Below are 11,975 nucleotides of genomic sequence, written 5' to 3' on the forward strand. Positions count from 1 at the left end.
CCAATACTGTAATCTCTTTGAGTACGCTTTTCCTTTTTTAATTCTTGATCTTTCATAATATAAGTTGAGTAATTGTCAACTTATTTCAGGACGGGACAAAACAAAACAAAAAGCCATTGATTAATTCAGTGGCTTTTTTGTACTCGTGAATTGTTTCCCGGATCTTATGTATCCAGCTTGTGAATCGAAAGAATCACTTTACTGTATTTTAAATAGGTTACCACTACTTTTGTCCCAGCCTCATACCGGTGGTAATCTTCTCTTTCGGCCGGGAGCCTTATTTTCTCATGCTTGTTACGCCCGGCAAAAGTCATAATGTATTCATCATTTTCAGTTTTATGACGGGATGTAACAATACTGGTCAGCTGATTTTTCCCATTTTCAATATCTTTTTTCCAGTTTCGAAGAAAATACTGATAGATCAGCCAGATGAGAGCATAAAAGAAAGCGTATAATGCTACTACAAGGCTGATAAATAAAATATAATGGTAGTACTTGAAATTCTTAAAATCATTCTGTAAAAAGTAGCAGGCAACAAGCACCAGCATAATGAGAGCTACTAATAGGGAAGCTGGGACATTTTTGAAAAAATCTTTTTTTTGACTTGCTATATTGTTGATCTCTTCCTCATGTAAGGAAATGTTCTCCTGTAAATGAACCTGTGAATAATCAACTACTATTTTTTCCATAAGGATTCAATATTCTTAACGCTTATCTCAGCTTTTTTAAAGATAAGATATTAAATGACCTGATTAGAAAAAGGTATTAATTTTTAAAAATTATTTTGCACATTCAAAATAAATTATAACTTTGTAATTCAAAGTTCTTTTTATGGAGACAAAAAACTATCACGAAGACTTATCTCATATCCGTTCCATGATGGAGCGGTCTTCCAGATTCATTTCACTAAGCGGGCTTTCTGGTGTTGTAGCTGGGCTTGCTGCTCTTATTGGTGCAGCGTATGTTTACTTTGTTTTTAAAAGAGAGGGGATTGATTACTTTGAGGGAGAGAGAAACTTTTTTGCTCCGGCACTGGTGAAAGAACTGACTTTTATTGGAACAGTTATTTTACTGGTAGCGGTTTTTAGTGGCTATATTTTTACAGCCCATAAAAGCAAAAAGAAAGGGCTGAAGATCTGGGATGCTACGACCAAAAGGCTTTTAATTACTTTTGCAGTACCATTATTGGCTGGCGGAGTTTTCTGTTTAGCACTGCTTTTTCACCATCTTTTTGTTTGGATTGCTCCTACTACGCTTATCTTTTATGGTTTGGCGTTGGTAAGTGCAGAAAGATATACTTTGACAGATGTGAAATACCTGGGATACTGTGAAATCATTTTAGGTTTGTTTTCATTATTTTTTCTAGGCTGGGGATTAGTCTTCTGGTCTGTGGGCTTTGGTATTCTACATATTGTTTATGGTCTTATTATGCACAAAAAATATAAATAAAAACTAAATTTGCAGCTTGTCGGATGTGAGTTCTGCCATCTGCAACCTATTACCGTATTATGATAAAAATAAATCAACTCAATAAAGAATTTGAAAGTCGTGTAAGATTGGGCATTATGTCTGTTCTTATGGTTAATGACTGGGTTGATTTTTCTGAAATGAAAGGTTTACTGGAGATTACAGACGGTAATCTGGCCAGTCATAGTAGTGCTTTGGAAAAAAACGGTTACATTGAAGTGAAAAAAGAATTTGTAGGAAAAAAACCGAAAACATCTTACCGTGTTACACAGAATGGCAGACAGGCTTTTACCGAACATCTGGACGCACTGGAAAAATTATTGGGACGTTGATCCTATATTTTTTTGAAATTTTACTTTGTGATTCAAAGTTCTTTGTATTTAATTTTTAATTCAAAATAAATAATGGAAGATCAAAACATTTTAAACCTTGGAAAAATGGTATTCGGAATATCTTTTCTGGCAGGGAATATCTGTCTGTTCGGATATGTGATTACGAAGAATTTCTGGTTTGCCGATTCAGGATTCTTGTTGCTGGTTTATGGAACCCTTATTAACCTCATTATCGTATTGGGATTATTGATCTATGGAGGTATCAGGAAAGCTAAACGCAAAACGTGCTTCCAATCTGCCGGCATCCTTCTGATCAATATCCCGTTTGCCATTATCTATACCATGATAGGAATTACCCATTTAAAATAAAGAAACAATATATTATGAAAAAAATACGTGTCCAATTTCTGCTTTTTGTATATGATAAAACCCAAAAGCTGTACAGGAAATATTTTAAAAAGAAAAAAAGACAGTGGCAGTTTACGGAAAAACAACTGCTGGAATTTCAAGAAGATTCTTTGGGGAGAAAACTTGGAGAATTTTATAAAAAATATGGGTTTTCTATGATCCCTAAAATGGAGAATCACGATGTTCATCATCTGATCACAGGCTGCGGAACCAATTTCGAGGATGAAATCGCCATGCAGTATCTTTTGCTGGGAAATGGTAAACTCAATGCCCATCTTTTGGCAGCAATCGTATTAGGAACATTTATTTTGCCGGAATATGTGGAAATTTATATCAAAGCCTATAAGAAGGGACAGGATATGAGAGCCTTTCATGAATGGGACTTTGAAGGCCTCCTATGGCAAAATTTTGACCATCTGAAAGATTTTATTCACCAGAAAGATCATGTTGTTCTTCACTAAAAATTATTCTTATGAAAAACAGAGTATTCAGTCAGCTGGGAAGACGAACATTCCTTATATCCTTCCTTTGTGGCACCTTTTTACTCCTATCTTTTCTGCTCACCAGATTAGATTTTCTGCTCATAACAGGCTTTTATTATGTGATCGGTGCAGCAATCATCAACCTGCTTATTCTTCTGTATGAATTGATAGAATATGCCAATAATGCATCTGAAAATAAAAATTCCGGAAACGCTGTACTGTTATTATTGGTCAATATCCCAGTTGCTATAGGATATTTTTTTATAGTCTGCGAATCCTTGTAATTATTGATGACCCCTTTAACCCTTATATATTTATTATCATGAAAACACATCATTATATATTTCTTACAACTGCCTTATTTGTCTTTGTATTTTACGATCAGGATATGGGGCTGAACCTCGGAATTCTGGGAGCAGTATATGCAGTCTTAACTTTATTTAAAACTCCAGAAAAAAATAAAACCAGAACTTTGTATCTTCTGTTCGGAACAAGTATTCTTTCAAGCATAGCTTTTGCATGGTATGGAGATTTTCCGTCTTTCCTGGCAGTTGTAAGTTCACTGCTTCTGTTATCATATAAGTCAAAAAACAGAACCATGAAAATTCTTTTTCTCATTCCTGTTTTTATTGTGAACAGCTGTACCTCATTCTGCCGGTTTTTCAGTTTTGACGCCTGGCTGCCTCAAAGAAATATTTCTGGTTTATGGCAGAAGATATTGTCTTTTGTTCTGATTCCTCTTATATTACTTTCTGTATTTTTTGGAATTTACTCTGCTGGAAGTGATCATTTTGCTGCTCTTTTTACAGACTATGAATTGGATATTAACCTTTGGCAGATATTCTGTCTTTCAGCTTTAGGTTTTTTTATAGCCTTTAATTACTGGAACTATGCCGTGGAAAGATTGATCTATAAAAACCATCATATCCTGAATGATGAATTTCAGAAAGACTCTCAGGTTCCAACATCTACCTATTCTTTCCTGGATCTTAATTCCGAAAGGATAAGCGGCGTGATGTCTTTCCTTTTGCTTAATATCTTACTGGTCTTTTTTATCATTACTTACAATTACGAGCAATTTTATGAAGTTACCAAAACACCCGTACAGCTTTCAGAAGAAACCCATGAAAGGGTGAATGCGGTGATCATGTCCATTGTTATGGCTATTTTGGTGATTATGTTTTACTTTAAGGGTGGTTTTAATTTTGATCCTAAAGCCGGTCTGTTGAAGATTTTGGCCAAAATATGGATCTTCCTCAATGCTGTTCTGGTACTGTCTGCTGCGGTAAAAAACTATGAATATATTGTGAATTATGCCTTTACCTATAAAAGATTGGGGGTCTTTGCCTTTCTGCTTTTGTCACTAATTGGGCTGGCTTTGACCTTTATCAAAATCCAGAAGAAAAAAAGAAATGCTTTCCTGTTCAATACCATGGTTTGGTATATGTACGGAACCATTCTGGTGTGCAGTTATATCAATTGGGGAGGTTTTATCACTTCTCAGAATATGAAGCGCAAAGATTTTGCCGTTAATTACCACTTGGGTTCTGTCAATTTCAGTGAGAAAGGATTATGGAAATATGCAAAAGACAAGAATGATAGCCAGCTTAAAAAAAAGCTGGAGGAAAAAACGAAAAATGAAAGGTCAAAAACTTTTCTTTCAAAGATCATGTATTATCAAACTATAGAATAATCCTGTATGAAACAATTGATTGAGTCTCCACGATTTAAAATGAATATGTTGCTTATACTCATGACTTTGTTTTGTGTTAGTCTGTCTGTTTTCAGATACTACATCACCGAAACTAAAGTGTTTTTTTTCCTGAACTGGAACTTATTCCTGGCATGGATTCCTTTAGCACTAAGTACCTTTCTTGTCGCCTTTACGGTTAGAAGTAAAGTTTCTTTATCCGTGATTATAGTGGTATGGATCTTATTTTTCCCCAATTCTCCATATATTCTGACCGATCTTTTTCATTTAAAAGCGAGAAATGCAGTTCCTATCTGGTATGATCTTATTGTTATTCTGTCATATGCCTGGACCGGGTTGGTTTGTGGTTTTATAAGCCTTAGCGATATTGAAAAACGACTTTCAGAGTACTGTCAGGGAACTATGCTCAATGCTATTGTTATCAGCTTTCTTTTTATGAGCAGTTTTGGGGTTTACCTGGGAAGATTTCTCAGATGGAACAGTTGGGATGTTCTCCATAATCCTTTTGGATTATTCAATGATATTGTGGTAAGATTTATTTACCCGCTGGAGTATACAAAAACCTGGGGTGTTACCATTCTAATGGGTGTTCTGCTTAATTTTATGTACTTCACCTTTAAATTGGTGAGAAATAATAATGAAAGAATTATACAACCGGGAAATGTGAACAATTTATAAGAGTTGGAACAATTTTAGCATTTATAATGGACAATATCAAACAGAATGTTGATTTTATACATTCGTAAAATTAATTATTATGAAAAAAAGCTTATTGTTAATACCATTGATTATTATTTCCTGTAAAAAAGAAGCTAACGTACCGGCAGTATCCGATAAAGATTCTGCGGTGGTAACAGAGATGCCGGATTCTGTGATGAAACCGGATTCTGCAGCATTGAGAAAAAAAGATTCAATCATTAACAATGCTCCTGCTACAAAAGAAGTTCTACGTAAAGGTGTCATGAGAGATGAGAAAGACGGACAGATCATTAGAACAGCAGATGCTTCCCAGCTTCCTTTTACATTGGGAGAAGAGTTTACAAAAGAGGGTCAGGAACTGGTCTTAAAAATTACTAATTATGAGAAGCCTTCTATCAAAGCTGCAATTACAACCAAGCAAAAAGATTTTAATATCCGCTTTAACCAGATTAAGCTTCCAAACGGAGATTATGACGGACCTTTCGGAAGAGAAATTACTCATGAAGTTTCCGGGAAAGGTGAAGTTTGGCTGATCATTGGAAAAAGTAATATGGCTTCTGGAAATACGAAAGGAAATTTTACAGTAAGTATTGACTAAGGTAAACTAATTTGGTACAGTTTCTGCAAACTAAACTTTAAAATTTAAATTTAATATTATGAAAAATATAGTTCTAACCGCAATGGCTGCTTCGGCTGTACTTGTAAGCTGCGGAACCGTACAATCGCTGGTTCAGAATACCTTCCCATACACAACGAATGTTTTAGTTTCTACAGGAGTACCTGCAGATAAAGAAGTTTCTTCTACGGCGACGGCTACCAATGTTCAAACCTGGTTTGGAGGAAATAATAATGCCAAGATTAAAGATGTAAGGATTTCTGACGCTAAAGTATCTATAGTATCTCCTGCCGGAGGTAATTTGAGTGCATTCAAATCTGTGAAGATATATGTTTCTTCTACAGGAACCAATGAAAGGCTTATTGCTTCTCGTTCCAATATATCCACAAACTCATCCAGCTTAAATTTAGATCTGAATGATACGGGGTTTCTTGACGAAATAGTAAAAAGTTCGGGACTTACCGTAAGAACTGTTTATGAGCTGAAAAATCAAACCACTTCAGACATGAACATCAAAGTAGCTCTAAATTTCAGCAGCGTTCCTGCAAAATAAGAGTATAATAACAGAGTAAAAAACGTCTTTCAAAATTCTTGAAAGACGTTTTTGTTTACATTATAATTTTGAAAATTTTTCTATTGCTCTCCGTTGGCCATCATTAAAATTGATGATATACTGACCTTGTGGAAGTTGTGAAACATTGATTTTTTCATCAGGAATAATGGACCCTTTGTTCACAGTTCGTCCATTCATATTGATAATTTCAAAATCAAGCTTTTTATTTTCTTTGCTTTGAACTGCTATATAGCTTGTTGTTGGATTTGGATAAATTTTAATTTCTAAAGGAAGCTGGCTTTTAATTGTGCCCCGCAGGGTACTTTCCAATTGCAGTATAGCATTTTTTACATTAGGTAAAGGACCTATTTTTTGGTTGACAACTGTCCCTCCCTGAGGAATTCCTGTGCTTATTAAAAGGTTTTTCATAGCTGAAGGGCTTAGGTACTGGCCCGTATTCTGGTAGTAATAAGACTGGATCAGTGTTGCTGCTGAAGCCACTACAGGAGTTGCGGAACTTGTCCCATTAAAATAAGTATAAGTCCTGTTATTGTCGTTGTCATATTTTTGATATGAGCCGTATCCTGCTGCCAGCACATTGCTTCCCCAACCCTGTACATCCACTCTGTTTCCGTAGGTACTGAAACTTAGTTTCGAGTGGGTAGTATTAGGAGAGCCTGCACCTACAATAATGGCCCCACTGTTTCCTCTTGCATTATAAGCTGCATAGAAGGGATCATCAAGGTTTTGATTTCCATTTCCTGCTGCTGCAATAATGATAATTCCGGAATCAGTTGCTGCTTTTGTCAGATCCCAGATAACGCTATCATATTCTGCAGGACAATATTGATTATCTTTTCCTCCTGTCTGCATTTCATATAAAATAATATCACCGGCCTGAGACGCATTGATCGATCTGCTTACTGCCGAAGCTCTGTTGTAGCCTACAGTAGTCCATTCCATGTATCCCTTTATTTCAGAGGCGCTGTAGGCCGCTCCGGAAAGTCCGATATTATCTTTTACAGATCCTAAAATACTTACCACAGCCGTTCCGTGATCACGGTAGTTATTATTTGATAAACCGGAGTTGGGACTGTATCCGGGCTCCAGTTGTATAGCATTTTGATTAGCCAGCATTTCATGTGTTTTATAAAAACCATATTCAACATCACGAATTCTGATATTTTGCCCTGTAATTCCTCTGGACCATGCATAGGTGGCGTTGATTCCCGGATTATCGGTCAGATAAGTCTGCAAGCTTTCTAAATTGGGAGTGGTTACAAATGTATTAACCAATGGAGGCTCAATAGGCTCACTACTCATTACCGATACATATTCTATTTCAGGGAACCTTTCAAGAATCTGAATGAGCTTTTTAGCTGTATCTCCATTTTGAACCGGAACATCGGCTTTAAAAATCCTTTTCAGTTTTTCCACAGACTCCCCGGAAAAACCATTCATTCTGCTGTTTTTTGCCATTTCATCCAATTTCGTATCGCTGAAACCAAGATCATACGTAAAGGAAATTTTATTTTCAGTGATGAATTTTTCCAAATCCGGATTCTTATCAAATGCCACTTTCTCTGAGGTTATACCTTTTGAAAAGCATACATAAATATTTGAATTAAGATGAGTACCCCGGTCTGAAGAATGCTGACCGAAAGAAAGAGAGCAGGAGAGCAGTAATGCTAAAAGATTAATTTTTGTTTTCATAAAATATTTGTTAAATGGTTGTGAATTAAGTTTGTTTATGGTAAAAATAATAATAAAATAAAAACAAAATCACAATATTGTGAATTTATTTAAAAGAAAATTTTATTTTAAATAGATGATTAGGCTCTTCAGGCTATACTAGAGTATATAACAGAGTTTATAAAAATTATATAATAAAAAAAACACCTTTCGGCTAGGTCGAAAGGTGTTTTTTAGATTGGTAAATCAAAGCAAAATACTCAGATTCCCGATATAATGTGATCAATTATAAAACTCATCGTCTTCTTGATTTTTATGATAAAATATGTGCTTTTTACCCATAATCTGATACTCAATTCCAATACTGTCTTTATTGCTGCTGATTAATTTTGCCTGTTGGATCTGAGGATCTTTTTGGCCGGGTTCACGTTTGAGAGGGTTTTGAATAACATGTTCTACAACTTCTAAATAAGGGGTTTTGTAGATTTTTTTTTCAAGGATACCTTCTTTTTTGTAAATATAAATTTGGGGCTTGTTTAAAGCTCCAGGCCTTGTTCTCTCAATTCTGTAGCTGTCATTAAGCTCAATCTGTTGATAATCATCGATAGTTGAAAAATAATAGACGATCCCAAAGAAAGGAATCATCATAGGTAGTATGCTTAAAATAATGACAGAAACGAGCAGTGTAAAATAAGCTTTTGCTGTTTTTCTCTTCCAGAATCTTATGATCATAAATACAGTCATCGCAAGCCAGGCCCAATTAATCAATTTATCAGTATAATAACCAGCGAAACTATATTGTTTCCAGCTTAAAATGATTTCAATGACAAATAAAACAGTAATGGCCAGGTAAATAATAGGTAGGTGTTTACTTTTCATCAAGGTCATTAGTTTTTTGTGATTGAATCCATAACAATGGTAACGGGACCATCGTTGATCAGTGAAACTTTCATATCAGCACCAAAGATTCCGCTTTCCGTTTTTAATCCTGATTTTGCTATTTCTTCTTTAAAATAATCAAATAGAGGAATGGCCTTATCCGGTTTGGCTGCTTTGATAAAAGAAGGGCGGTTTCCTTTTTTATAATCTGCGATCAGTGTAAACTGGCTGATGCAGAGGATTTCTCCTGAAATATCTTTTACAGAAAGATTAAGTTTGTCTTCTTCATCACCAAAGATCCTGAGATTTAGGATTTTTTGTACAAGCCAGTCGGCGTCTTTTTTTTCATCATTTTCATCAATGCCCACCAAAAGCATTAATCCTTTTCCTATTTCTCCAACGGTTTTTCCATCTACTTTTACACGGGCCTCAGAAACTCTTTGTATAACGATCTTCATTTTTAATTATAATTGTGTTTTGCTAAAAAAGATAGGAATGAAATATTCCCGATCTTAATCACTTTTTTTGTAAAATCCTAAATTACAGATTTAACTTCAGTATGTCAAAATCTTCTCTCTTCTTTTTTTAATATGATCTGTAAAAATACTGGATTTTATTCATATCATTGCCTTTCATTATCAATTTAAGGAACATATTCCTGTGGGAAGCAAGAGGTGAATCAATAAAACAAGCACCAGATGGCAGGTGGCCTTATGAGATAAAAAAACTATTGACAAGAGTGAATTTTTTTAAACATTTGAATTATTTATGAAAAAGATTATTGCATTACTGTTATTCGGTACTCAATGTTGGTTGTATGCCCAGAATGATCGGTTTATTTATGCGGTTGACTACAAAAAAGACTCCACCTCTCAGGAAATGATCCGAGAGAATTATATTTTAGATATTACCAAAGAAGATCTTGCTTATTATAACCGGATTGATTATATTAATGATTCAGTATTCGCAAGTACCGGAAAAGATGGTTTTAAAGGATTTAAGCTGACTCCATTTTTTACTAAAAAACTAAATAATACTCTGTATGAAAATTATGAATACATAGGAGACGTCAATTTTTATAAAATAGAAGAGGCTGTTACCCTTGACTGGAAAATTACCGATCATACAAAACAGATCAATGAATTAAAGGTACAACAGGCAGAAACCAACTTTGGCGGAAGAAAATGGATTGCCTGGTTTACTCCGGAAATTCCATTGTCCTATGGGCCTTATAAATTCAATGGTTTACCGGGGCTGATTATAGAAATATATGATACCCGTAAAAATTATTTTTTTCAACTGATTAAAAGTGAAAAAATTGCGGATAATTACCAAAGCCATACATTGAAAGGACGTAAGAGTAACGCTATAAAAACAAATTACAAAAAACTGGGTCATTTAAAATTAGAATTGTATCAGGATCCTTTTAAATATGTTTTTAACGGAAAACTAAGCATTCCGGAAGGGAAAAAGCTGTTACTAGATGACGGAACGATCTTAAGCAAAGAAGAATTAAAACCTGCCGAGAAAAGAGAAAGAGAAAAGATGAGGTCTTTTAATAATCCGGTAGAATTGGATAAAGCCGTGAAATACCCGGATTAAATAAAAAACCGCAACAAGAGATTGCGGTTTTTTATTTAGTAGTAAATATTTAAAACTTTAGTGGCGGTATCATAATTAAAAGGATACGTTTTGGGAGGGAGCGAGGTTTTAGAACCCGATTCAGGCTGTCCGGTTCTTAAGATCCACCTGGTATTATCTTTAGGACATACAATAGCAATATTATCTTTTACCTCAAGAGTGGTGTTATTATCCGGGCATATATGAGGGGCATTTCTATCATATGCTTTGAAGGAATTTCCCACACGAACAACGATGAGTCCTCTGGTTCCGGATTGTTGTTCATTTACATAAATCCAGCCGTTCTCATAGTTCAAATTATTATAAGCCGGCAGGTTCAAATTCAAACTGACATTGATTGGATTATTGGGAAAGCAGCTTACCGTATCTTCTCTGCTTCCGCATGAGTTTATAGATAAAATACTGAAAATCAACAAGGTGAAAATAGATATTATTGAGAAAGTTTTTTTCATTTCAATTTAAATTTTTATATATTTGTAAAAGTTAAACGATTATAACACGTAAAACATTGTCCGGCAAATGTCGGATTATTTTTTTATACTAAAACTAAATTTCGAAAATTATGGCAAGCTATGTAACCAAGGAGGGACTAGGGAAAATGAAAGCTGAGCTGGAACAGTTGGAAACTGTGGAAAGACCAAAAATAACTCAGCAGATCGCAGAAGCAAGAGATAAAGGAGATTTGTCTGAAAATGCTGAATATGATGCGGCTAAAGAGGCGCAAGGAATGCTTGAAATGAGAATTTCAAAGCTGAAAGATGCTGTTGCAACTTCTAAAATTATAGACGAAAGTCAACTAGATACATCAAAAGTTTCCATTTTAACAACAGTGAAGCTTAAGAACAACGCTACAAAACAAGAGCAGGTATTTAAATTAGTGCCTGATAATGAAAGCGATCTTAAAACAGGAAAAATCTCTGTAAACACACCTATCGCAAAAGGTCTGTTAGGAAAAGTAATAGGCGAAACTGCAGAAATTACTTTACCAAACGGAAACAAACTGTCTTTTGAAGTATTAGACATTTCTCTATAGTCTGATATAAATTTCTATTTCTAAACTTCTAATATCTAACGCTAACTTCATACAAAATGAGCACTATATTCACAAAAATCATCAACGGCGAAATTCCCTCTTATAAAATTGCAGAGGATGAAAATTTTATAGCATTCTTAGACGCAATGCCTTTGGTGAAGGGACATACTTTAGTAGTTCCTAAAAAAGAAGTGGATTTGATTTTTGATCTTGAAAGTGAAGAATACAAAAACCTATGGGGATTTGCCCAGGAGGTAGCCAAGAAGATCAAAACTGCAGTTCCATGTGTAAGAGTAGGAGTAGCAGTAGTAGGATTAGAAGTACCTCATGCCCACATCCATCTCATCCCTTTAAATAAGATGGAGGATATGAACTTTAGAAATGAGAGATTAAAATTAACGAACGAAGAATATACAGAGATTCAAAACTCAATTATTAATTCTTAAAAACATAAAATCGTAA

At 34.8% G+C, this 11,975-nt stretch carries 17 protein-coding genes; 12 read left to right on the forward strand and 5 right to left on the reverse strand.

What is annotated here, in order from left to right:
• Positions 1-164 precede the first annotated feature (164 nt).
• Positions 165-689, reverse strand: a complete 525-nt coding sequence (locus DRF57_RS19975) for a hypothetical protein (RefSeq protein WP_115920476.1) — start codon at positions 687-689, stop codon at positions 165-167.
• A gap of 142 nt (positions 690-831) precedes the next feature.
• Here DRF57_RS19975 and DRF57_RS19980 point away from each other — a divergent pair, with 142 nt between their 5' ends.
• The 9 genes from DRF57_RS19980 (at position 832) to DRF57_RS20020 (ending at position 6,268) form a co-directional block, all read left to right on the forward strand.
• Positions 832-1,449, forward strand: a complete 618-nt coding sequence (locus tag DRF57_RS19980) for a hypothetical protein (protein WP_047496740.1) — start codon at positions 832-834, stop codon at positions 1,447-1,449.
• Positions 1,450-1,508: 59 nt separating this feature from the next.
• On the forward strand, positions 1,509-1,799 hold the full coding sequence (locus tag DRF57_RS19985; RefSeq protein WP_115920478.1) for a winged helix-turn-helix domain-containing protein: 291 nt from the start codon (positions 1,509-1,511) through the stop codon (positions 1,797-1,799).
• Positions 1,800-1,871: 72 nt separating this feature from the next.
• Entirely contained in the window at positions 1,872-2,168 is a 297-nt protein-coding gene (locus tag DRF57_RS19990; RefSeq protein WP_115920480.1) for a hypothetical protein, read from the forward strand.
• A 14-nt stretch (positions 2,169-2,182) separates the two neighbouring features.
• Positions 2,183-2,668, forward strand: a complete 486-nt coding sequence (locus DRF57_RS19995; protein ID WP_115920482.1) for a Coq4 family protein — start codon at positions 2,183-2,185, stop codon at positions 2,666-2,668.
• Positions 2,669-2,679: 11 nt separating this feature from the next.
• Positions 2,680-2,973, forward strand: coding sequence for a hypothetical protein (locus tag DRF57_RS20000; RefSeq protein WP_047496726.1), 294 nt, complete (start codon positions 2,680-2,682; stop codon positions 2,971-2,973).
• A 38-nt stretch (positions 2,974-3,011) separates the two neighbouring features.
• On the forward strand, positions 3,012-4,382 hold the full coding sequence (locus DRF57_RS20005) for a DUF4153 domain-containing protein (RefSeq protein ID WP_115920484.1): 1,371 nt from the start codon (positions 3,012-3,014) through the stop codon (positions 4,380-4,382).
• A 6-nt stretch (positions 4,383-4,388) separates the two neighbouring features.
• On the forward strand, positions 4,389-5,078 hold the full coding sequence (locus DRF57_RS20010; protein ID WP_115920486.1) for a DUF1361 domain-containing protein: 690 nt from the start codon (positions 4,389-4,391) through the stop codon (positions 5,076-5,078).
• A gap of 79 nt (positions 5,079-5,157) precedes the next feature.
• Complete coding sequence (locus DRF57_RS20015; protein ID WP_047496714.1) at positions 5,158-5,697, forward strand: hypothetical protein; 540 nt, start codon at positions 5,158-5,160, stop codon at positions 5,695-5,697.
• A gap of 58 nt (positions 5,698-5,755) precedes the next feature.
• A complete protein-coding gene (locus DRF57_RS20020) occupies positions 5,756-6,268 on the forward strand; it encodes a hypothetical protein (protein ID WP_047496711.1) in 513 nt (170 codons plus the stop codon).
• Between the two features lie 60 nt (positions 6,269-6,328).
• Here DRF57_RS20020 and DRF57_RS20025 read toward each other — a convergent pair whose 3' ends face one another.
• From DRF57_RS20025 to dtd, 3 genes are all read right to left on the reverse strand, one after another.
• Complete coding sequence (locus DRF57_RS20025) at positions 6,329-7,981, reverse strand: S8 family peptidase (protein ID WP_115920488.1); 1,653 nt, start codon at positions 7,979-7,981, stop codon at positions 6,329-6,331.
• Positions 7,982-8,242: 261 nt separating this feature from the next.
• On the reverse strand, positions 8,243-8,839 hold the full coding sequence (locus DRF57_RS20030; RefSeq protein WP_123863362.1) for a hypothetical protein: 597 nt from the start codon (positions 8,837-8,839) through the stop codon (positions 8,243-8,245).
• An 8-nt stretch (positions 8,840-8,847) separates the two neighbouring features.
• The gene (dtd, locus tag DRF57_RS20035) at positions 8,848-9,297 is read right to left on the reverse strand and encodes a D-aminoacyl-tRNA deacylase (RefSeq protein ID WP_084087816.1); all 450 of its coding nucleotides are present in this window, start codon (positions 9,295-9,297) and stop codon (positions 8,848-8,850) included.
• Between the two features lie 310 nt (positions 9,298-9,607).
• On the opposite strand from dtd, the gene DRF57_RS20040 reads away from it, so the two are divergent.
• Positions 9,608-10,441, forward strand: coding sequence for a GLPGLI family protein (locus DRF57_RS20040; RefSeq protein ID WP_115920490.1), 834 nt, complete (start codon positions 9,608-9,610; stop codon positions 10,439-10,441).
• Positions 10,442-10,476: 35 nt separating this feature from the next.
• Here DRF57_RS20040 and DRF57_RS20045 read toward each other — a convergent pair whose 3' ends face one another.
• Positions 10,477-10,932, reverse strand: coding sequence for a Rieske (2Fe-2S) protein (locus DRF57_RS20045; protein ID WP_115920492.1), 456 nt, complete (start codon positions 10,930-10,932; stop codon positions 10,477-10,479).
• A 110-nt stretch (positions 10,933-11,042) separates the two neighbouring features.
• On the opposite strand from DRF57_RS20045, the gene greA reads away from it, so the two are divergent.
• Both greA and DRF57_RS20055 read left to right on the forward strand, forming a co-directional pair.
• Positions 11,043-11,513 carry a transcription elongation factor GreA gene (gene greA / locus DRF57_RS20050; protein WP_047496698.1) on the forward strand — a complete coding sequence of 157 codons (471 nt, stop codon included), beginning with the start codon at positions 11,043-11,045 and terminating at the stop codon, positions 11,511-11,513.
• Between the two features lie 56 nt (positions 11,514-11,569).
• Entirely contained in the window at positions 11,570-11,959 is a 390-nt protein-coding gene (locus DRF57_RS20055) for an HIT family protein (RefSeq protein ID WP_047496696.1), read from the forward strand.
• Positions 11,960-11,975: the final 16 nt, after the last annotated feature.

The sequence above is a fragment of the Chryseobacterium rhizosphaerae genome, from assembly GCF_003385455.1.
Taxonomy (GTDB): Bacteria; Bacteroidota; Bacteroidia; order Flavobacteriales; family Weeksellaceae; genus Chryseobacterium; species Chryseobacterium rhizosphaerae.